This is a genomic window from Buttiauxella sp. AC142 (assembly GCF_979253435.1).
Genome location: NZ_CEEDCH010000001.1, coordinates 2,088,381 through 2,109,006, shown reverse-complemented (window position 1 = coordinate 2,109,006; position 20,626 = coordinate 2,088,381). Strand labels below are relative to the sequence as shown.

Here is a 20,626-nt window from a genome sequence, read left to right as displayed (position 1 = left end):
TTCGTCCAATGCGCTATTGATGCTGCCGTCACCGTGACGGCCAATGTTCTTGCCCCGGCTTCCCGGGTCAGTTTCTGGCATCTGTGGAGTACCTATGACGAATATTTATATCGCGCTGGAAAGCGTTGGTTTTACCTTACCTGACGGCACACCGCTGTTCACCCAACTTAACGAAAGTTTCGACTCACGACACACTGGCCTGGTCGGGCGCAATGGCGTGGGGAAAAGCGTGCTTGCACAAATTCTGGCGGGCAAAATCCCTCCGTCGTCCGGGCGCTGTATCCGTTCAGGCTCGGTGTATTACCTGGCGCAACAAGTTACCGCCTGGGCAGACAAAACCGTCGCTGAACTGGCGGGTGTCGGGAATATTATTGCTGCGCTGGAACGTATCGAAATGGGCAGTGTGTCTCCCCTGGATTTTGATACTGTCGGCAACCGTTGGGATATCCGTCAGCAGCTACAACATGAACTGGAGCGCTGCGGCCTGGGATACCTGGAAGCATCAACGCCCGCCCAACGGTTAAGCGGCGGTGAATCTATGCGCGTTTCGCTGATTGGCGCATGGCTTTCCGACGCCGATTTTTTGATTCTGGATGAACCCAGCAACCACCTCGACCGCGCCGCCCGACAGGCACTGATTGCACAGTTACAGCGCTGGCCCGGAGGATTACTGGTAGTCAGTCATGACCGGGATTTACTGCAATCCCTACCGCGAATTGTGGAGCTATCATCGCAAGGATTGAGCAGCTACGGCGGTAACTATTCGCTCTATGCACAGCTCAAAGCGCAGGAAACACAAGCCACGCTGCAACAGTATGAATTACGCAAACGCGAGCGTCAGCGTGAACAAAAAGCCCTTCGCGAGCAAAAAGAACGCCTTGAAAAACGGCAGGCGCGAGGAAACCGCCAGGGGCGCGAAGCCAATCAGGCTAAAATTTTACTCGGCGGACAGAAGCAACGAAGTGAAGCGTCAGCGGGTAAATTGCACCAGCAGCATGCCGCCACGCTCTCGACTCTCGACCAACGGGTGCGCGAAGCGGCAAGCCAGGTGGAGGAAAACGCCGCCATCGTCGTGCATTCGCTGGCAGTGAGTTCGCCCTCGCGTCGCCAGATTGGCGAACTAAATGATGTCCAACTTCCCTTCGTGGCTAACTTTGTCTCGCCGTTGAATCTGACGTTAACCGCCCAGCAACGTATCGGTGTCGTCGGGAATAACGGCTGTGGGAAATCCACCTTATTGAAAGTTCTGGCGAGGAAACTCAAGCCTTCAGCCGGAGAGTGCCGGGTTGTTGAGCAGAGTGTCTGGCTTGATCAACACCTCGCCACACTTGATCCACGGCGCACGGTTCTTGAGCAAATCCTGGAAACCAATCGCATATCAGGGGAAGCCGATTTGCGTATGCGGCTGGCGCAGATTGGCCTGGACGCAGATAAAATCCAGGCGCCCAGCGGCTCACTGAGCGGCGGCGAACGCCTGAAAGCCGCGCTAGCTTGTGTGCTGTATGCCGATCCCACGCCGCAATTACTTTTGCTTGATGAACCTGGCAACCATCTGGATTTACCGTCAATTCAGGCACTCGAAACCATGTTGTGCCACTACCAGGGGGCAATAGTTGTGGTTTCACACGATGAGGTGTTCCTGAAGAATCTGAATTTAACCGAGCGTTTATCGCTTGCTGAAGGGAGTTGGTGTCTTGAAGACTGGTGATTGAGTTAAGTCGCCCAAATAAAAAGCCCCCTGGCCGGGGGCGATATATTCAAACTGCTCCGCTTTTTATGCTTCTGGCATTGCAGAGGAGTGGTGAGTGGAGATTTTCCAGTCCTTTCCATCCCACGCATAAGTGAAAGTATAACGGGCTGAAACTTTCGACTTATCCGCGAAGGTAAACGTATAGGTGCCTGCATCTACCGCTTTATTACAGCCAAGGCGCACAGTGCGTGAGTCAATTTTGCCAAATGGTTTCTTCTCGAGGAAGTGCTCGAAATAATCCACGCGTTCAGCATCGGTGAGGCGCACTTTATTTGAGACGGTTGGCAGCAAAACGGCGTCGCTCATATAGTTTTCGCTGACTTTCTTCGCATCACCTGTCTGCAAGGAATCATTCCATTTATCAAACAGACCTTCAATTTGAGCTTTATCTACTTTAACGCAATCCGGCGTTGTCGAAGCCATCGCTGAACCAGAAATCAAAACAAGTGAACCAACGATGCCGAGTAACTTTTTCATGCTCTATCCCTTTGATTATGAGGTTAAATTTTTCGTGTACAGAAATATCAATTTAGCCTAAGGGAAGCAATTCAACTTAAGAATAGTTACATGCATTTACTATAACTCACGTATAGCAATTAATTTTGTGTGGTTTTTGCGCGTGGTTGTACATATAGCGTTCAGGTTAGCCAGGGTGAATAAGCGTTAGCGTCATCCACCCTTTACACCAGTGGTGTCGGATGACGCTGCTGTAAGACCTACGAGTTAAAATGTCTGCCAGTGCCCTTCTGGTGCATTTTTAATTAACTTCTTTGGCACCGGTTGTGCAATTACCGCCGCCGCGACATTTTGCTCATCACTCAAACGCAAATTGCTGGTTCTGTTTTGCAATTCGACGACCTGGTTTTTAAGCACGTCAGAGGATTCAGCGAGTTCATCAACGACTGCGGCATTACTCAGCGTGACCTTTTCCAACTCGGACAAGGCAATCGTGATTTGCTGAATCCCTTTTTCCTGCTCGTTTGTCGATAAGAAAATATGCTCCATCAAAACATTAAGATCTTCTGACCCCGATACGATGGCCTGCATATTTTTTTCTGCCTCTGAGACCAGTTTGGCCCCCTGCAAAACATTGGTATTGGTCGTTTCAATCAGCGATTTAATGTTTTTCGCCGATTCTGAGCTTTTTTGCGCCAGCACCCTGACCTCACCAGCGACCACCGCAAAACCTTTACCGTGTTCGCCAGCTCTCGCGGCTTCAACGGCGGCATTCAGGGCTAAAATATTGGTCTGGAAGGCAATGCCATCAATGATGCTGATGATTTCCGTCATTTTCTTCGAGCAATGGGTAATCGATACCATGTTCTCGGTCAGCTTCTGCATTAGCTCGCTGCCATGGCCTGCGGACTGATGAGCCTCGCTGGTAATGGTATTTAATTGACGGGTGTTTTCGGCGTTACTTTTCGTCCCAGCCGAGATTTCTTCCATGCTTGATGCGGTTTGCATCAGCATGGCGGATTGCTGTTCTGTTTTTACTGACAGTTCGGCACTCTGATTAGCAAGCGTTGCGGATAATACACTGGCCGAATTAGAAGACTTTCTAATATCCATCACCAGACTGGAAATTTCTCTAGCGAGGCTGTTTATGCCAGGGATTAATTTACCTGCACAGTTATTACCAAATTCGCGGATAGATATTGATAAATTCCCGGAGTTGATTTCATCAATATTTCTTTTTACTTCATTAATCGGCTTCACCAGATATCGCGTCATATAAAACCAAAGCGTTAAAAGTAATACGATGCCGATCCCATTCAGCATGAGGTAAAAATGCATATTTGCTGATAATAAATACGCCATGACATCCATCATGACCAGAGAGGCTGCTGTAAAAACAATGATAACGGTTCTGACGCTGTAATTGTTAAGCATGTTTAACTCTGGAGACTATTTTGTTGGTACCTTTATTTATTGCGGGTATTCAGGGAAAATCCAGTCCGGAATACAAATTGAAGCTATCTCCTGACATAAGTAAATGAAGGAGTCTTTTAAACTTCTTTACTTGTCGCGTGATAAATGGGTTTTGTAGGGTGGATAAGCGCAAGCCCCATCCACCGTTTACCTTTGTGATGCCGGATGACGCTTCGATTATCCGACCGACATTATTTACCGTTCAGAGCGTCATCAGGCCAGTATTTATAGCCGTTGACCATCGCCTGGGCAGCAAGGCCTTTTTCAGTAATCTCATACACATCGACAGGTTTTGGAACCGAGATAGTACCCGGTGCTACGGCGCTGGCTGATGCGCCAACGGCTGGCAATCCTTTATCGTCATATTTAGCGGCGGCATTTGCATCTGCCCCCACGATATAGCCATTCTTAACAAAATCGCTCAACGCTTTGCTGTCATTGAACACCAGTACGGTACGCAATTGTTTCACGCCGATACCCACCCCGGCACCGGCCTGAGCCATTTTCATGTATGTGTCTTTGCCCGTTTTGAGGTCTTTTACCACGCCGTAGCCACTGCCAAATCCGAAGACAAAAATCTTGCTGCTGTTATTGGAGAAAACGGCATACCCTTTTGAGTTCAGAATTTCACTTCGCGCTTCGGGATGAATCTTATACAGTTTCGATAGCGTATCAATTCGCATATGCTGGATACTATTTCGTTGCTGACTCGCGGTATCCCCTTTCGCACTACAACCTGCCATCGCCAATACAGCAATAAGGATCAATTTTTTATAATTCATGTGCACCCTAAAACAAAAAGACAATCGGCAACCTTAAGCACTTAGCGGGTAAAGCTGCCAAAAAGAGCGCGCATGTTAGAGGAATGAGCCACTAAACTATTATTTTTTTGTGCGAGTTCTGAATCTAAATTGTTTAATTTTGCATAAATTAGGGCTGGATTAATCGCCCCACCTGCATTTATCTCCGACTCTTAGGAATCATGCCTATCTGGCAACTGATTATCGCGGCTTTTGACTTGCCCAGGGCAACATGGCTGTTATGCTACCCGCCAAATTTTTAGTAAATGACATGCCCGATGAAATCGCCACAGCCTGAATCCTTACTCTCAGTTCGTCACCTTACACACTGTTTTTCCGGTAAAACTCCGCAGGTTAATTCGGTGTCTTTCGATATTGATGCCGGAGAATTTGTGTCGATCATCGGGCCGAACGGGAGCGGGAAATCTACCGTGTTACGGCTGATCATCAGCGAACTGCAACCCGCCGGCGGTGAGATTGTCATTCAGGGTAAAACGCTCCAAACCATGAAGCCGCTGGAACGCGCTCGCACCGTGGCACTTCTGACTCAGCATGACAACGCCGATTTGCGTCTTACGGTCAGTGAATATGTGGCCCTGGGGCGTATTCCCTGGCAGGCTGAATACTCGAATGGTGAACATGAAAAAGTGATTACCGATGCGATCAACGAGGTCGGTATCGCGCATTTACAGCATGTTTCTTTAGGGAAATTATCCGGCGGTGAGCGCCAGCGCGCGGGGTTTGCACGCGTTTTAGCCCAGCAGCCAGCGCTGCTATTGCTTGATGAACCGACGAATCACCTCGACCCGTTGGCCCGGCACCAGTTACTTAGCCTTATCAAACACAAAAATATGACGACCGTTGCCGTGTTGCACGACCTGGAATTGATTCAGCCCTTCTCCGACCGGGTTCTGATGATGAATCAGGGGGAACTGGTGTGCAGCGGAACGCCTGCACAAGTTCTGGACTCATCGTGGCTGGAGCAGGTTTTCGGCATGCAAAGTCTGCACGTCACACATCCGTTGAGCGGTAAAACCCTGCGCATCTTCGAAGCCCTGCCTGGCGAAATTAATTAATCATAGTTTGATCTCAGCAGACCTATTCAGTGCATCAATTCCTGTATGGTGCAGCGGCTGGAATTATTCCGGCTGTTAAGTGAGGTGTAATTCCTCATGAATCAGGAGTATATGTGAACAAATTAGCCATCCCGTCGTTACTGGTCGTGATGTCCAGCCCGGCTATCGCCTCCGGTTTTCCCGTCACCATTGATAACTGCGGGCAATCATTGACCTTCACCGAAGCGCCAAAACGCATGGTGGTTCATGATATCAACATGTCTGAAATGGCATTCGACTTGCACTTGCAACCCCGCATGGTGGGCGTCAGCGGAATTACCGGCTGGTACAAAGATATCCCGGCATTTAACCGCCTACAGGGTTCCATCCCTGAAATTGCGCCTAAATATCCTTCGATGGAAACGCTGCTGGCAGTGAAACCCGATCTGTTTTTTGCAGGCTGGAACTACGGTTTACGGGGCGATGTCACGCCTCAGGCGCTGGCAAAATTCAATATCAAAACGCTGATCCTGACTGAAAGTTGTATTCATGTTGATAGCCATCGTCCACGTGCCAGCATGGAGCTGCTGTACGGAGATATGGTGCGTTTGGGCAAAGTATTTGGCAAAGAAGAAGACGCAGTAAAACTGGTTAATAGCTGGAAAAAACAGGTAGCCACCACACGGGCAAAAACCGCAGGGCTTAAACCCGTACGCGTTTTTCTTTATGACTCTGGCGAAGACAAACCCTTTACCAGCGGTGCGTACGCCATGCCCACGGCGATTATCGAAGCAGCGGGTGGCAAAAATGTAATGGATACCCTGAATAAAAGCTGGGCGAACACCAACTGGGAAAGTGTCGCCGCCACGGAACCGGAATTCATTATTCTAATGGATTATCAGTCTGATTATAACGGGGGTGCCGACGGGCTACGGCGCTTCCTGGAACAGCATCCGTTGATGAAAAAAACGCCTGCGGTGCTTCATCATCGTTATCTCAAATTGAAATACCAGGAATTGACCCCAGGCCCCGCCAACATTACCGCCATTAACAAACTTGCCCGGGCGCTCTATCCGGCTGCATTTAATTAATGTTCGGCAATAAACGCTACATACTGGCATGGATTGTGGCCCCACTTCTGCTGCTGGGGCTGATTCTTACCAGCGTCGCGACAGGTAGCGTGCCGCTCTCGTTTAACGACGTTTTAACGGCACTGGGTCTGGCACACGGCGATATCAACGAGATGACCAAAAGCATTGTGCTGGAGCTACGTTTGCCACGCACTTTGCTCGGCATCATTGCCGGGGCTGGGCTGGCGCTCGTCGGCGCACTACTGCAAACCACGACGCGTAACGACCTTGCCGACCCCTTTTTATTCGGCCTGTCCTCCGGCGCGTCTGCGGGTGTGGTGCTGGTGATAACCCGCCTGGGCGACAGCCTTGGTGCCTGGACGCTGCCTATTGCCGCTTTTGTCGGCGGCATGTTATCGGCCGCAGCGGTGATCATCATCTTTATGTCTCAATCACATAAAGGCACGGAAAAGCTGATTATTTGCGGGCTGGCGGTGTCATTTTTATTTGGCGCCTTAACCAATTTCCTGATCTTTTCCGGCGACCAGCGTGCAGCCAGCAATGCCCTGTTTTGGGCGCTGGGAGGTTTAGGTCTTGCTCGTTGGGAAAACCTGGGATTTGCTGCCGCCGCGCTAGTTATCCTTATCGTGCTGATTTCAAGGCGCGGCCGCGCCCTGGATGCCTTACTGGCGGGTGAGCAAACGGCCTGGTCACTGGGCATTAATGTCAGTCGCTTAAGAACCGAAGTGTTTATCTGTTGTTCGATGGCGACCGCAATTTTGGTTTCTCTGACCGGAGTGATTGGTTTTGTCGGCTTGATGGTGCCACATCTGGCGCGGCCATTTACCGGCGTTCGCCACAGGCGACTGTTACCGTTGGTGGGCGTTCTCGGCGCAATACTGCTTTCCGCAGGCGACATTCTTAGCCGAACCCTCACTGCCCCTCAGGAATTGCCGATAGGGATTATCACGGCGGGTGTTGGCGGTGTGTTTGTGCTGGTCATTTTGCTGCGCCGCACCGGTTAGCACTCACGCATCTTTACGGCGGTTGCCTATCCACTCTTCAATCTGGATGGGCAACGCTTCCGGCGCTTTTCTGAACATTCTGCGCGCCAGATCTAACACCGTATGCTGCGCTAGTGCTTCTTCCATCCGCTGCTGAGCAACCTGCATCACCTGGCGCACGCCGCAGATGCCCTCACATGCCCATGCGGGAGCTGGCTCATCGAAAATAGCCATGCGTTGGCGGATCTCCTTACAATCGAAAATGGATTTTTCCCCATCAATTGCCGCCACAATATCGAGCACGGTTATCCGGTCGGCAGGTTTCGCGAGGCGAAAGCCCCCGCCTTTTCCTTCTGTACTTTCAACCAGTTGGGCCTTAGAGAGCTTGGTGAAAATTTTAGCCAGGTAGTCGTAAGGAACATTTTGCAACTCTGCAATTTCACGCACGCTCATCTCACGCCCGTCGCCTTTGCTATCCACTAAACACATGAGGCTATGGATGCCATATTCCACACCTGAACTGTAAAACGCCATAAATTCTCCGCCCGAATGATTCTTAGTTAGATGATAAATCCTTCCTTCTGCCCAGGCAATTACCGCATGCGGTAAATTTCAGTTAAGTTTTAAATATCAAATAAATTCAAATTGTTATATGTAATTGCTTGTATTCAGCACGCAAAAACCTTGAAAACATTAACTACGACAAATATGATCGCAGTTAAGAAATCAAATGACCACTTAGATACCAGGGATACATCATGAAACAGCAAGTTCTTATTTTGGGTGCAGGTTTTGCAGGCATGTGGGCGGCACTGAGTGCAGCACGTTTAACCGATCTTCACGACAGCAACGATATTGAAATCACCGTCCTGGCACCGCAGCCAGAACTGCGCATTCGCCCGCGTTTTTATGAAGATGGTGTTGAAAACTTTGCCGCACCGCTGCTGCCGTTATTTGCCGCGACTGGCGTTAAGTTTATTGCCGGTTCTGCCAGTGAGATTGACGTGGCGAACAAACAGGTCTGGTATCACACCGCGCAAGAAAACCTGTCCGCCATGCATTACGACCGCCTCGTGCTGGCGACCGGGAGTCACATCAACCCGATGTTCCCCGGCGCGAAAGAACATGCCTTCGATGTCGATCAACTGGAAAGTGCTGCACGCTTTGAGCAGCATTTAAATCAGCTGGCACAGCTACCAGAAAGTGATGCGCGTAATACGGTGGTGGTTTGTGGCGGCGGCTTTACCGGTATCGAACTAGCGACAGAACTGCCTGCGCGCTTGCGTGCTATTTTGGGTGAACGTGCATCAACACGTGTGATTATCGCCGACCGCAGCCCGGTTGTGGGTGGCCGTTATAGTGAAGAACTGAGCGCTGTTATCACCCAGGCAAGTGAAGAGCTGGGCGTGGAATGGAAACTCAATGCTGAAATTGCGGCAATAGATGCACAAGGTGTGACGTTCAAGAATGGCGATTTTATCGCGTCCAACACCGTGGTGATGACCATGGGTGTGCAGGCCAGTCCGTTGACGTCACAAATCCCTGCCACACGCGACGCGCAAGGCCGTTTACATGTCGATGAAAACTTAAAAGTAGTAGGCCAGGATGACATTTACGCGACCGGCGATGTGGCGTTCGCCCGTACCGATGACCTGGGCAATACCGCGCTGATGACCTGCCAACATGCGATTATGTTAGGGCGTTTTGTTGGTAACAACGTCGCCGCTGAACTGCTCGGTGTGGCTCCGCACCCGTATCGCCAGGTGAATTACGTCACCTGTCTGGATTTGGGCGGATTTGGCGCGGTTTACACCGAAGGTTGGGATCAGGTGGTGAAATCGACGCGCTCAGAAGGCAAGAAAATCAAAGTAGCGATTACCAACGAACTGATTTACCCGCCGAAAGCTGAGAAAGAAATTGCCTTTGCGGCGGCCGATCCGCTGGCGGCGTTTGTTTAAGTTCTAATCTAAAAAATCATGGCGAGTGAGATTTCACTCGCCTTCTATTATTCCTGCCCTTTCTTACTCTGCCAGTTCGCCCACGGGCTATCAGCCGGAATATCGTTTTCAACCCCATCCATTTCTAACGAATCGATATACAAATCTTCGACTTCTTTTCGCGCCCACGGCGTGCGTCGCAAAAATTTCAGGCTGGATTTAACGCTTGGATCGCTTTTAAAACAATTAATGTTGATACGTTTCGCCAGTTCTTCCCAGCCAAAACGCGCAACCAGCGCATTGACAATGGCTTCAAGAGTCATGCCGTGTAGAGGATCTTTTGAAGGATGGGTCATAGTGAGTCCAGTGATTCTAAAAAATTGCGCATACCATAACAAAATAACGCAGATTCATCTTTCTTTCCTTCCGTGCCAACGACCTGTAGCCTAGCTGGGCATACATTCATCAAGAGAATGATAAGGATTACGTAATGAAAAAAGCAGTATGGACTCTCTCGGTTGCCCTGTGCCTCAGTTCTTCCGTTCTGGCCGCAGAAGTTAAGCTCCCTGCTCCAATCATCGCCCTACAGCAGCAAGGCTTTGAGCTTAAAGGCGAATTTAAAGGCCCCGGCGATTTACCTGGCTACGTGATGCAAATCCAGGGGCAAGGCACCACGGTGTTCCTGACGCCCGATAAACAGCACGCCATTATGGGAAATCTGGTCGATGCCGCGGGGAAAAACCTCAGTGATGAGCAGGTCGAGAAATGGGTTTATGCGCCCATGGCAAAAGAAATGTGGCAAAAACTCGAGAAAAATCATTGGATAGCCGCGGGCAAAGCGGATGCCCCCCATGTGGTTTACACCTTTGCTGACCCGTACTGCCCGTATTGCACACAGTTCTGGGAAAATGCGCAGCCGTGGCTGAAATCAGGCAAAGTGCAACTGCGCGTGCTAATGGTCGGCATGTTGCGCCCGGATAGCGGCCAGAAAGCCGCAGCGATAATGATGGCGAAAGATCCGGCCAAAACCCTTGCAGAATATGAAAATTCCAAAGGGAAAATGGAGCTGGCAATCCCTGCCGCCATCAAGCCTGAAATCACGAAAGCACTGGAAGACAACCTGGCGCTGATGGATACATTAGGAGGAACGGCCACGCCTTCTATTTATTACCTGAATAAAGACGGACGACTGCAACAACATCAGGGCTTACCTGATGAAGAAACCATGAAAGCAATCATGGGCAGCGATAAGTAACGCTTTAAAGATGACGTTGTCACGCTAAAGAGCCAGTACTGGCTTGCAACGTCGCCCTTGCGTAGCAAACTCACGTAGCGCATCCCGCCATTCTTCCAGGTTAAACACCTTCACTTCCGGCAATCGGCTATTCGCAAGCAAGGGCCATAGATCGGAAAACCACGACTGCCATTCAAGCGAATCCGTCACGGCCAGGGTATCCCGCAAATGAAAACGCTGCGGTTTTGCCTGCGCACTGCGCGCATCGTAAGGTTGCCCGCTCAATAAACCGTATGAAACAAAATCAGCTTCTGCGTTCAGATTGGTCAGTAACAATGTAGCAAGTGCTCCCCCGACGGCATCAAACACCACATCAGCCTGTTGTGCGACACCGCGAAGCATTGCGGTGTCGTTAATAAGAACGGGCGTAATGCCGTTCTGGAGCAAAGCCGCTTTTTGCCCTTCACTCCGACAAACACCGTAGACATGCACCGCGCCATAAATCACCGCCCACTGCGCCAGCAGCGCCGCACAGGAGGAGTTCGCCGCGGTCAGCAATACTATTTTTCCTTTTACCGGCCATTTTTTTAGCATCACAAATGCCGCCAGCGGGTTGATGTAACCTCGCGCCGCTAACAGGTCGGGAATCGCATCAGGAACCGGAACCGCCCAAAGCGGAGAGCAATCCAGCCAACGCTGCCATGTTCCTTCGCCCCGTAACGGGAGCACGCGCTGGCCAATCATCGCGGGATTGTCGGCATCCGTCACCACGCCCATCCCTTCATAGCCAACAACGCGCGGCGGGCTAACGCGATGACGATAGGCACCGGTAACGGGGATTAAATCGGAGGGGTTAATCGGCGCATAACGCATTAGCACGCGCAGCATACCGCTCGGGCGCGGTAAGATTTGTGAATGTTCGAGGGTGATAACGTGTTCAGGTTGGCCAAACTGGCGAAACCAAAGAGCAGTGTTGTGCATAAAAAAATGCCTGTAAGCAACGTTACAGGCACTATATCAAGGTTTTACCCTTAGTTCAGTCGGATGACGCTTCGCTTATCCGACCTACATCTCGGGTGGATAAACCCAAACGCCATTCGGCCTTTGTTGGGTGGATAAGCGCAAGCGTCATCCACCGATATCACAAAACTTAGCAGTAACGTGCGAGCGCAGCACGCATGCCCAGGCTTTGAATCGCCTGTAAATCTTCGCTCACTTTCGCCACCAGACCCGGAACCTTAGTCAGGTCTTGATCCCAGTGAACGCTGTCGCTCAGTACCGCTTCAACCAGCTGCTGTTCGTTGATTTGTTTGTCACCCAGAGCCGCCCACAGCTGCTGATAACGCACCAGCCAGTGCTCGTCATCCTGCAACGGATAGGTTTCTTCGCCGCGCTCGCCTTTGTAGAAAGCAATCAGCGCTGCCAGGGCGAAAGTCAGACGCGGAGGCAAAGTGCCGGTCGCCTGCTGGCCTGCCAGCAATTGCGGCAGAATACGGGTACGGAACTTCGTCATGCCGTTAAGCGCGATAGACAGCAACTGATGCTGAATGTACGGGTTCTGGAAACGACTGGTCACCGCTTGTGCAAAGGATTGCAGCTCGTCGCGAGGCAAATCCAGCACCGGAATAATCTCTTCCGCGATAGTTTTTTCCACGAATGCGCAAACCTCAGCATCGTTCATGGACTCGCCCACGGTGTTCAGGCCCGCAAGATAAGCGACTGGCACCAGCGCAGTGTGAGCACCGTTCAGAATCGCCACTTTGCGTTCTTTATAAGGTTTGATGTCATCGACAATCAGCACGTTCAGCGGGAACTTATCCAGACGCAGTTCTTGCGCAAGCGTTGCTGGCCCCTGAATCACGAACAGGTAGAAATGTTCAGCCGCAGCCAGGAAGCTGTCTTTGTAACCCAAAGATTCTTCAATTGCTGATGCTTCGTCGCGCGGATAACCGGTAACGATACGGTCAACCAGCGTAGAACAGAACGTATTAGCCTCGTTCAGCCATTGGGTAAACGCTGCTGGCAGCTCCCACTCTTGCGCGTAACGCAGAACCAGTTCTTGCAGCGCGTCGCCGTTGTAATCAATCAGTTCGCAAGGAATGATGGTCCAACCTTTGTCCGCAGCGCCGTTGAAGTGGCTGAAACGTTCGAACAGCAAACGCGTCAGTTTTGCCGGGTAGCTTACCGCTGGTGCATCTTCAAATTTGTCGCCTGCGTGGTAGCTGATGCCCGCTTCGGTGGTGTTGGAGAAGACGAAACGCATCTCTGGGTTATGAGCCAGTTTCAGGAAGGTTTCATATTCTTGATAAACATTGATTTCACGGTTCACTGAGCGAATCAGACGCGCGTCGCTTACCGCTTCGCCCTGCTCGTTCAGGCCACGGATGACCGTGGTATACAGCCCATCCTGAGTAGACAGCGACGGCGGGAATGCGCTGTCGATTGGACGTACGATAACAACACCCGCATTCAGATCGGTGTGTTCATTCAGTAAATCAACTTGCCAGTCAATGAATGCACGCAAAAAGTTACCTTCACCAAACTGGATAATACGTTCAGGGTATTGAGCGCCAGGGAAGTCTTGACGATTAAGTGTTTTCACTATGTTGTTCCTTGGTGAGTACAGGATGGGCGAATAAAAATCCTCTCCAAACTATCAGAACTCAACAATGTGAAACCCCGTTTTGATCAAACTAGAGTTGTTATACCAATTTTTTTATTGATGTTTTTTGGTAGAACAACTCTCAACAGGCGCTAACTATTCAGCGCAAGCTCTTTATACGACGCGGTACTGGTCTGATTACGACCATTACGCTTGGATAAATAGAGATATTTATCCGCTTCTGCCAGCAGCGAGTTAAACGCATCAAGCAGGGTTTGCTTTTCGGGCGTCACGGTTGCAAGGCCGATACTCACCGTAATGAACAACGTCTGTTGCTGATAACGAAACGCCGTAAGCTCAATGGTCTGGCGAATTTTCTCGGCGATAGCGAGACCTTTTTCTTCGGTACAAGTGCTACAAGCCACCACAAACTCTTCGCCACCCAAACGGGCCACCAGCCCTTCATCCCCCACCACTTTTCGCAATTGCTCGGCAAACGCGGCCAGCACCACGTCACCGCATTCATGACCATAGCTGTCGTTGATGCGTTTGAAATAATCAATATCCAGCAGCATCACGCACAGTTTTTGGTTGGGCAGATGCTTCGTCGGCATGTTGGTTTTTAGCGCTTCATACAGACCGGAACGGGAATAAACGCCGGTAAGATAGTCGTAATCTGCTCGCAGCGAGGTTTGCTGAATTAGGCGGTTAATCGCATCAACGCTCACCGACACAATCAGCGGGCAAATCGCCATCGTGGCAATCCCAAGACGTGCGGAGAACATCTCCGTCACCACCAGTGGGACATTGTGATGAATCACGACAATCGAGTTTGCTACAAGAATGATTTCCGTGCCGCCCGTCAAAAACGTGATTAATGCGGTTATCGGAAGCGGATAACGAATCGCGCACCAGATCAGTGCCGGGAGCGGAAACGCAAGGCTCCCGGCCCCGCCAATCACCACCGAGGCCATCACAGAGACGACAACCGCCACCAGCGGATAAATTTTCGACAAATGAAAAGCGGGCAACTTACTCCACTGCGGCCATTTCGCCATCAGCAAAAATGGCATCATCAACACGCCAGTTGAAAATTGTTCGCTAAACCAGTCGGCAAACAGTGAGATAAATTGACGATAATCCGACGAAGGCCCGGTCGATCCCATCGATCCTAATAAAGAGCTAAGAATCGCACCAATAAGGCAGGCGTAGAAAAGATTAAAAGCATTCAGCGCCCAATTACTTTCATCTTGCGTACGGGAATAACGCAGTAATAAGCGGGCAACAACAATAATAAACACCATGTTAGAGAGATTGATTATCGCTGACTGCCATCCCCAATTCGTAGTGAGTGCGTCATAGACAATCATTGCGCTATAACAAACGAAATAATAAACCGGGCGATTGAGGAACGGGGAGCGCACGAACACCGCGGCCAGTACCGCATTCAGCGGCCAGAAGAGCGACAACTCATCAATCAGGCGAAGCGAGGCGCCAAAAAAGTAAAACAATGTCGTAATGACAAAAATAGAAACGGCGTTAGCCAACCGTTTTTCAGGCGAACAGAACATAAACTTAGCTAGATTAGCCATGCTATTTTGACTCGTATTTATACGTGCACTGCGCAATAATTTAATACAACTGTATGAGTGCAAAAAATAATTTTTAGCTTAGCATATTTTATCTGGTACGGCCTGTGGCCCAATCGATATAGACAAATATGCCAGGCTTGCAGTTTAAAAGATTGAACGCCCGATTCGCTGAGCCAGGATTTCGAGTGCGGCGGTACCGGCAAGCGAATTTCCTGATGCATCCAGCTCCGGGCACCAGACCGCAATAGACATCTCATGCGGAACGATAGCAATGATCCCGCCGCCAACACCGGATTTCCCCGGCATCCCTACCCGATACGCAAATTCACCCGCACCGTCATACATGCCGCTCGTCACCATCAACGCGTTAATCTGCCGCGCTTGCTGTGCGGTGATAATCGGTTCATCAAGATGCAATGCCCGCCCCTGGTTTGCCAGAAACAGAAACGTTTTCGCCAGCTCCAGGCAGCTCATTTTCAGCGCGCAATAATGGAAGTAGTTGTGCAGCACGGTAATCACGTCGTTATCAAAATTACCGAAGGATTTCATCAGCCAGGCAATCGCGGCATTACGCGCCGAATGTTCAAACTCAGATTTCGCGACTCTGCCGTCGTAAGCCAGATCGGGTTGTTCCGCCAACGCGCGCACCACTTCCAGCATGCGCTGTTTCGGCGCACTCAGGCGAGTCTGCAACATATCGCACACCACTAACGCGCCCGCATTGATAAACGGGTTGCGCGGTTTGCCTTGTTCAAGTTCTAGCTGGAGCAAAGAGTTAAACGGTTGCCCCGAAGGCTCTTTCCCCACGCGCTGCCAGATTTCATGTTCATCGTAACGTCCCATGGCAAGCGTGAGACTCAGCACTTTGGAAATGGACTGTATCGAGAAACGTTCCGTCGCATCCCCTGCGCTAAAAACTTCACCATCGACGGTACACACTGAAATTCCCAGTTTGTTGCCGGGAATTTCTGCCAGAGCTGGAATGTAATCAGCCACTTTACCGCGGCCAATAAGCGGGCGAACCTGGGCGAGAATATCTTCCAGCAATTGATTATCTAACAGACCTGGCACTGCAAACTCCTGATTGGCGGGTATTTTACGCCCGCCAGTATATCAGCAACTAGCGGCGGTCTTTCCATACTGTCTGCACATTACAAAACTCATGCAGGCCAAAATGCGAAAGCTCGCGCCCGAAGCCACTTTTCTTCACGCCGCCAAACGCCACACGTGGATCGCTGGCGCTATAGCCATTGATAAACACGCCACCGCATTCAAGACGTGCCGCAAAGTCATCGGCAAGATCAGTATCAGAAGTGAATAACGTGGCTGAAAGGCCGAAGTCACTGTCATTTGCCAGTTCCAGGGCATGTTCGGCATTACGCGCTCTGGTAATAGCCGCCACCGGGCCAAACAACTCTTCACGAAATGCCACCATATCAGGCGTGACATTCGCTAAAACGGTTGGCGCGTAGAAATTGCCCTTGCCTGCCATTTTCTCGCCGCCGAGCAGTAATGTCGCCCCCTGCACAAGTGACGTTGTCACCTGCTTATGCAATTCATCACGCAGATCGTAACGCGCCATCGGGCCGATAGTCGTTGTATCAAGAGTGGGATCGCCGATTTGCAGCGCCTGAACGGCTGCAACAAACCTCTGGGTGAATGTGTCCGCAATCCCTTCTTCGATGATAAAGCGTTTCGCTGCCGCACAGACTTGCCCGGTGTTCTGGAATCGCCCTGCAACTGCCGCCTTCACCGCCTCATCAATATCAGCGTCATTGAGCACGATAAACGGGTCTGAACCGCCGAGTTCCAGCACGCATTTTTTCAATGCAGCACCTGCCTGCGCACCAATCGCCGCCCCCGCACGCCCGCTTCCCGTCACGGTGACAGCCGCAATTCGCGCATCATTAATCGCATGGCTTACCCCTTCAGGCGTGACATTAATTACTTCAAATACGCCCTGCGGGAATCCCGCTTCGGCGAACATGTGTTTAATCAGTAACGCGCATCCCATGACGTTTGGCGCATGTTTGAGAACGTAACTGTTGCCCGCCAACAGAATCGGCACCGCACCGCGCAGGACTTGCCAAAGCGGGAAATTCCACGGCATCACCGCCAGAATGGCACCCAAAGGCCGGTACTCAATCACCGCCTGATGGTTTTCCACCAGAGTGCCTTCGGTTGCCAGCATGGCTGGCCCGTGTTCTGCATACCAGTCACACAAATTCGCCGTTTTCGCCACTTCCGCACGAGCCTGGGTAATCGGCTTACCCATTTCTGCGGTGATCATTTGTGCCAGCGTTTCAGCGTGCTGACGCAACGCCGCGCCCAGATGGCGTAATTTATCCGCCCGCAGAGCCAGCGGCACATTGCGCCAGACGTTAAATGCCGCGTGGTTCCCCGCCAGCGCGGTATCGAGCTGCTCGGGCGTTGCAAACGGCATGGCAGAAAGCTGCTCGCCGGTGGCCGGGTTCATTGAAATAGCGTAATGGTTCATGGTTGCTCCTGTGTTCGCGTTATGCCCATACCTTAAACCTGCGTGACAATCATGAAAAATGAATAATAATGAGCGAGTCATTCACGTATCGAGAAAGGCTTATGGATCTCACGCAGCTTGAAATGTTTAATGCGGTAGCGGAAACCGGCAGCATCAGCGCGGCAGCGGCGAAGGTTCACCGGGTGCCGTCCAATCTCACCACGCGCATTAAACAGCTTGAGGCCGATCTCGGTGTTGAGTTGTTTATTCGCGAAAACCAGCGTTTGCGCCTCGCCCCAACCGGGCACAGTTTTCTCAGCTACAGCAAACGTATTCTGGCTTTGGTTGATGAAGCGCGGATGGCGGTTTCCGGTGACGAGCCACAAGGGACGCTGCCGCTAGGTTCGCTGGAAAGCACTGCAGCGGTGCGGATTCCGGGTTTGCTCGCGATGTTTAACCAGCGTTTCCCGAAAATTCAGCTCTCGCTTGCCACCGGGCCTTCGGGCGATCAGATTGATGGCGTGTTGGATGGGCGGCTATCGGCGGCCTTTGTCGACGGCCCGATATTGCATCCTTCCCTTGACGGTATTGCGGTTTACGAAGAAGAAATGGTGATTGTCGCCCCGGCGGATCATGACGCCATTACGGATGCAAATCAGGTCAGCGGCGCCAGCATTTATGCGTTTCGCGCCAACTGTTCGTACCGCAGGCATTTTGAAAGCTGGTTTCACGCCCACCACTCGGTGCCGGGCAAAATTCATGAAATGGAGTCGTATCACGGAATGCTGGCGTGCGTGATTGCCGGAGCGGGTATTGCGCTAATGCCGCGCAGCATGCTGGAAAGCATGCCCGGCAGCCACCAGGTGTCGATATCGCCGTTGCCAGCTGACTGGCGTTATCTCAACACCTGGCTTATCTGGCGACGAGGGGCAAAAACCCGACAACTTGAGGCGTTTATCGGGCTGCTTGAGCAAACGTCTTAGCGCAGTAATACTTTGCCGACTAAATAGGTGGTCGCCTGGCCGGACATTAACACCCTGTCGCCCACCAGTTGGCAACGTATATCCCCGCCGCGCGCGGAAACCTGACGCGCCAGCATCTGCGTTTTACCCAACTTTTCCGCCCAGTACGGAATCAACATGGTGTGAGTCGACCCGGTAACCGGGTCTTCTGTCAGCGCCGCCTTCGGAGAAAAGAAACGGCTGACAAAATCATAGCCTTCTGTTTGCGCGGGCGCGGTGATACACACTTTTTGATCCAGCTGACGCATCAGATCAAAATCAGGATTAATCGCCTCAACCTGCGCCTGGCTCGCGAGCAGCACGGTATAGGTGCGCCCCAGCCGCACTTCCTGGTATTCGCTGATCCCGAGCGAGTCCAGCAGCAACTGCGGCGGTTCAATGGGTTCACTGCCCGACGCCGGAAAATCAAGTGTCAACCAGTCGCCATTGCGCGTCACCGTCAGCGGGCCAACAAAACGCGTCTCAAAATGGATCGTGGTTTCCGGGTAATTCAGGTACTCGAAAATCACATGAGCCGAAGCCAGTGTCGCGTGGCCACAGAGATTGATCTCCCCTTGCGTGGTGAACCAGCGCAATTCAAAACCGCTGTCGGTGGTAATAAAAAATGCCGTTTCCGACTGGTTATGCTGGCGTGTCATCGCCAGTAACGTTTCATCTGGCAGCCATTCGGTGAGTGGACATACCGCCGCGGCGTTGCCACCGAAAGTGGTATCGGTGAACGCATCAACCATATAAAAATCAATTTGCTGCATGGTCTTTTCTTCCTGTGTGGCCTGATAACATCTACCATGCCACGCCTTGCGTGATTCGCGGAACAATAAAATGAGAGTTAAATCACAAAATCAGTTGTATGGCTGGATTGATGGTTTTATGATCGCCTGCTCACCAAACCTTTCATTTATCAGCGCGAAACCCATCTATGACAACAAGCAACGTATCACGCAAAACGGCGTGGCTACGCGTCGTTACGCTGGCGGTCGCCGCCTTTATTTTTAATACCACGGAGTTTGTTCCGGTTGGTTTGCTTTCTGACATCGCCGATAGTTTTGGTATGCAAACGCCACAAGTCGGGATCATGCTGACGATTTACGCGTGGGTCGTCGCGTTGATGTCGCTGCCGTTTATGCTGCTGACGAATAAGGTCGAGCGTAAGCGGTTGTTGATTTGCATTTTCGCTCTGTTTATCGCCAGCCACGTCGTCTCTTTTGCCGCCTGGAACTTCACCGTACTGGTGATCAGCCGCATCGGTATCGCCTTTGCCCACGCAATTTTCTGGTCGATTACCGTATCACTGGCCATTCGTATGGCTCCTGCCGGTAAAAAGGCGCAGGCGATGAGCCTGATTGCCACGGGAACCGCGCTGGCGATGGTCTTAGGTTTGCCGCTCGGGCGCATGGTGGGGCAATATTTCGGCTGGCGCACCACCTTCTTAGGTATTGGCGCAATCGCCGCCCTGACACTGTTTTATGTCATTAAGCTGCTGCCAAAATTGCCAAGCGAGCATTCGGGCTCGCTGAAAAGTGTGCCTGAACTGTTCAAACGCCCGGCGCTGGTGAGCTTGTATGCGTTAGTCGCTGTGGTCGTCACCGCGCATTACACCGCCTACAGCTACATTGAACCGTTCGTGCAAAACGTTGCGGGCTTGAGCGCCAATATGGCGACTTTCCTGCTGTTAGTGTTGGGTGGTGCCGGGATTATTGGCAGCGTGATGTTCGGCAAATTGGGCAACCGACATTCATCGACCCTGGTCAGCAGCTCCATCGGCCTGCTGGTTCTGTGCCTCGCCTTGTTGTTACCTGCGGCCCAAAGCACCGTGAACCTCACCATTCTGTGTCTGTTCTGGGGCATCGCGGTTATGGTTATCACGCTGGGAGTGCAGGTGAAAGTTCTGGCGCTGGCATCGGATGCGACCGATGTGTCGATGGCGCTATTCTCAGGGATTTTCAATATCGGGATTGGCGCGGGCGCGTTAGTCGGTAACCAGGTGAGCCTGCATTTTGAGATGTCCAGCATTGGCATGGTGGGAGCAGTGCCAGCTTTGATCGCCCTGATTGGGTCAGTATTAATTTTCCGCCGCTGGCCGGTATCTTTAGAAGAACAGCATAACCATTAATGAAATAAGGGCGACGGCAATAAACCGTCGCCCTTTTTACCG

Annotated in this window: 19 protein-coding genes; 8 read left to right on the top strand and 11 right to left on the bottom strand. The window is 51.4% G+C overall.

Annotation, left to right across the window (positions count from 1 at the left end; all coding sequences use genetic code 11):
* Positions 1-94: 94 nt before the first annotated feature.
* Positions 95-1,708, top strand: coding sequence for an ABC-F family ATP-binding cassette domain-containing protein (locus AC0IWZ_RS09650; RefSeq protein WP_471677460.1), 1,614 nt, complete (start codon positions 95-97; stop codon positions 1,706-1,708).
* Positions 1,709-1,774: 66 nt separating this feature from the next.
* Here the strand turns inward: AC0IWZ_RS09650 and AC0IWZ_RS09645 are convergent, their stop codons facing one another.
* The 3 genes from AC0IWZ_RS09645 to AC0IWZ_RS09635 all read right to left on the bottom strand — a co-directional run bounded on the left by AC0IWZ_RS09645 (position 1,775) and on the right by AC0IWZ_RS09635 (position 4,461).
* Positions 1,775-2,227 carry an SgcJ/EcaC family oxidoreductase gene (locus AC0IWZ_RS09645; protein ID WP_471677461.1) on the bottom strand — a complete coding sequence of 151 codons (453 nt, stop codon included), beginning with the start codon at positions 2,225-2,227 and terminating at the stop codon, positions 1,775-1,777.
* Positions 2,228-2,473: 246 nt separating this feature from the next.
* Positions 2,474-3,640 carry a methyl-accepting chemotaxis protein gene (locus AC0IWZ_RS09640; RefSeq protein WP_410372461.1) on the bottom strand — a complete coding sequence of 389 codons (1,167 nt, stop codon included), beginning with the start codon at positions 3,638-3,640 and terminating at the stop codon, positions 2,474-2,476.
* 230 nt (positions 3,641-3,870) lie between these two features.
* A complete protein-coding gene (locus AC0IWZ_RS09635) occupies positions 3,871-4,461 on the bottom strand; it encodes a lipid-binding SYLF domain-containing protein (RefSeq protein ID WP_034495347.1) in 591 nt (196 codons plus the stop codon).
* 380 nt (positions 4,462-4,841) lie between these two features.
* Here AC0IWZ_RS09635 and AC0IWZ_RS09630 point away from each other — a divergent pair, with 380 nt between their 5' ends.
* The 3 genes from AC0IWZ_RS09630 (at position 4,842) to AC0IWZ_RS09620 (ending at position 7,629) form a co-directional block, all read left to right on the top strand.
* A complete protein-coding gene (locus AC0IWZ_RS09630) occupies positions 4,842-5,555 on the top strand; it encodes an ABC transporter ATP-binding protein (protein ID WP_471677462.1) in 714 nt (237 codons plus the stop codon).
* A 113-nt stretch (positions 5,556-5,668) separates the two neighbouring features.
* On the top strand, positions 5,669-6,625 hold the full coding sequence (locus AC0IWZ_RS09625; protein WP_471677463.1) for an ABC transporter substrate-binding protein: 957 nt from the start codon (positions 5,669-5,671) through the stop codon (positions 6,623-6,625).
* Entirely contained in the window at positions 6,625-7,629 is a 1,005-nt protein-coding gene (locus AC0IWZ_RS09620) for a FecCD family ABC transporter permease (protein ID WP_471677464.1), read from the top strand. Before AC0IWZ_RS09625 ends, AC0IWZ_RS09620 begins: the two co-directional genes overlap by 1 nt.
* A 3-nt stretch (positions 7,630-7,632) precedes the next feature.
* On the opposite strand, the gene AC0IWZ_RS09615 is transcribed toward AC0IWZ_RS09620, so the two are convergent.
* Entirely contained in the window at positions 7,633-8,142 is a 510-nt protein-coding gene (locus tag AC0IWZ_RS09615) for an RrF2 family transcriptional regulator (RefSeq protein WP_034495333.1), read from the bottom strand.
* Positions 8,143-8,366: 224 nt separating this feature from the next.
* Between AC0IWZ_RS09615 and AC0IWZ_RS09610 the strand changes: the two genes are divergently transcribed.
* The gene (locus tag AC0IWZ_RS09610; RefSeq protein ID WP_471677465.1) at positions 8,367-9,566 is read left to right on the top strand and encodes an NAD(P)/FAD-dependent oxidoreductase; all 1,200 of its coding nucleotides are present in this window, start codon (positions 8,367-8,369) and stop codon (positions 9,564-9,566) included.
* Between the two features lie 47 nt (positions 9,567-9,613).
* On the opposite strand, the gene AC0IWZ_RS09605 is transcribed toward AC0IWZ_RS09610, so the two are convergent.
* Positions 9,614-9,901 (bottom strand): VF530 family protein, encoded by a 288-nt coding sequence (locus AC0IWZ_RS09605; RefSeq protein ID WP_410372466.1) that lies wholly within the window; start codon positions 9,899-9,901, stop codon positions 9,614-9,616.
* A gap of 134 nt (positions 9,902-10,035) precedes the next feature.
* On the opposite strand from AC0IWZ_RS09605, the gene dsbG reads away from it, so the two are divergent.
* Positions 10,036-10,800 (top strand): thiol:disulfide interchange protein DsbG, encoded by a 765-nt coding sequence (gene dsbG / locus AC0IWZ_RS09600; protein WP_471677466.1) that lies wholly within the window; start codon positions 10,036-10,038, stop codon positions 10,798-10,800.
* 24 nt (positions 10,801-10,824) lie between these two features.
* On the opposite strand, the gene AC0IWZ_RS09595 is transcribed toward dsbG, so the two are convergent.
* From AC0IWZ_RS09595 to sad, 5 genes are all read right to left on the bottom strand, one after another.
* Positions 10,825-11,760, bottom strand: a complete 936-nt coding sequence (locus tag AC0IWZ_RS09595; RefSeq protein WP_471677467.1) for a zinc-dependent alcohol dehydrogenase family protein — start codon at positions 11,758-11,760, stop codon at positions 10,825-10,827.
* A 169-nt stretch (positions 11,761-11,929) separates the two neighbouring features.
* Positions 11,930-13,381: a tagaturonate reductase gene (locus AC0IWZ_RS09590; RefSeq protein ID WP_471677468.1), complete on the bottom strand. Its 1,452-nt coding sequence runs from the start codon at positions 13,379-13,381 to the stop codon at positions 11,930-11,932.
* Positions 13,382-13,533: 152 nt separating this feature from the next.
* A complete protein-coding gene (locus tag AC0IWZ_RS09585; protein ID WP_471677469.1) occupies positions 13,534-14,973 on the bottom strand; it encodes a GGDEF domain-containing protein in 1,440 nt (479 codons plus the stop codon).
* Between the two features lie 144 nt (positions 14,974-15,117).
* Positions 15,118-16,044 carry a glutaminase B gene (gene glsB / locus AC0IWZ_RS09580; RefSeq protein ID WP_034495321.1) on the bottom strand — a complete coding sequence of 309 codons (927 nt, stop codon included), beginning with the start codon at positions 16,042-16,044 and terminating at the stop codon, positions 15,118-15,120.
* A gap of 49 nt (positions 16,045-16,093) precedes the next feature.
* Positions 16,094-17,470: a succinate-semialdehyde dehydrogenase gene (gene sad / locus AC0IWZ_RS09575; protein ID WP_471677470.1), complete on the bottom strand. Its 1,377-nt coding sequence runs from the start codon at positions 17,468-17,470 to the stop codon at positions 16,094-16,096.
* A 101-nt stretch (positions 17,471-17,571) separates the two neighbouring features.
* On the opposite strand from sad, the gene ptrR reads away from it, so the two are divergent.
* Positions 17,572-18,432 (top strand): putrescine utilization regulator PtrR, encoded by an 861-nt coding sequence (gene ptrR / locus AC0IWZ_RS09570; RefSeq protein WP_471679068.1) that lies wholly within the window; start codon positions 17,572-17,574, stop codon positions 18,430-18,432.
* Here the strand turns inward: ptrR and AC0IWZ_RS09565 are convergent.
* Complete coding sequence (locus AC0IWZ_RS09565) at positions 18,429-19,223, bottom strand: PhzF family phenazine biosynthesis protein (RefSeq protein ID WP_471677471.1); 795 nt, start codon at positions 19,221-19,223, stop codon at positions 18,429-18,431. The genes ptrR and AC0IWZ_RS09565 overlap by 4 nt on opposite strands.
* Before the next feature lie 167 nt (positions 19,224-19,390).
* On the opposite strand from AC0IWZ_RS09565, the gene AC0IWZ_RS09560 reads away from it, so the two are divergent.
* Complete coding sequence (locus tag AC0IWZ_RS09560) at positions 19,391-20,584, top strand: sugar transporter (protein ID WP_034495313.1); 1,194 nt, start codon at positions 19,391-19,393, stop codon at positions 20,582-20,584.
* Positions 20,585-20,626: the final 42 nt, after the last annotated feature.

Excerpts from the sequence above, each read along its gene's own strand:
- ptrR (WP_471679068.1), top strand. The coding sequence starts at position 17,572 with ATGGATCTCACGCAGCTTGAAATGTTTAATGCGGTAGCGGAAACCGGC.
- AC0IWZ_RS09565 (WP_471677471.1), bottom strand. The coding sequence starts at position 19,223 with ATGCAGCAAATTGATTTTTATATGGTTGATGCGTTCACCGATACCACT.
- AC0IWZ_RS09595 (WP_471677467.1), bottom strand. The coding sequence starts at position 11,760 with ATGCACAACACTGCTCTTTGGTTTCGCCAGTTTGGCCAACCTGAACAC.
- dsbG (WP_471677466.1), top strand. The coding sequence starts at position 10,036 with ATGAAAAAAGCAGTATGGACTCTCTCGGTTGCCCTGTGCCTCAGTTCT.
- sad (WP_471677470.1), bottom strand. The coding sequence starts at position 17,470 with ATGAACCATTACGCTATTTCAATGAACCCGGCCACCGGCGAGCAGCTT.
- AC0IWZ_RS09635 (WP_034495347.1), bottom strand. The coding sequence starts at position 4,461 with ATGAATTATAAAAAATTGATCCTTATTGCTGTATTGGCGATGGCAGGT.
- AC0IWZ_RS09605 (WP_410372466.1), bottom strand. The coding sequence starts at position 9,901 with ATGACCCATCCTTCAAAAGATCCTCTACACGGCATGACTCTTGAAGCC.
- AC0IWZ_RS09650 (WP_471677460.1), top strand. The coding sequence starts at position 95 with ATGACGAATATTTATATCGCGCTGGAAAGCGTTGGTTTTACCTTACCT.
- AC0IWZ_RS09585 (WP_471677469.1), bottom strand. The coding sequence starts at position 14,973 with ATGGCTAATCTAGCTAAGTTTATGTTCTGTTCGCCTGAAAAACGGTTG.
- AC0IWZ_RS09620 (WP_471677464.1), top strand. The coding sequence starts at position 6,625 with ATGTTCGGCAATAAACGCTACATACTGGCATGGATTGTGGCCCCACTT.
- AC0IWZ_RS09615 (WP_034495333.1), bottom strand. The coding sequence starts at position 8,142 with ATGGCGTTTTACAGTTCAGGTGTGGAATATGGCATCCATAGCCTCATG.
- AC0IWZ_RS09610 (WP_471677465.1), top strand. The coding sequence starts at position 8,367 with ATGAAACAGCAAGTTCTTATTTTGGGTGCAGGTTTTGCAGGCATGTGG.
- AC0IWZ_RS09645 (WP_471677461.1), bottom strand. The coding sequence starts at position 2,227 with ATGAAAAAGTTACTCGGCATCGTTGGTTCACTTGTTTTGATTTCTGGT.
- AC0IWZ_RS09560 (WP_034495313.1), top strand. The coding sequence starts at position 19,391 with ATGACAACAAGCAACGTATCACGCAAAACGGCGTGGCTACGCGTCGTT.
- AC0IWZ_RS09640 (WP_410372461.1), bottom strand. The coding sequence starts at position 3,640 with ATGCTTAACAATTACAGCGTCAGAACCGTTATCATTGTTTTTACAGCA.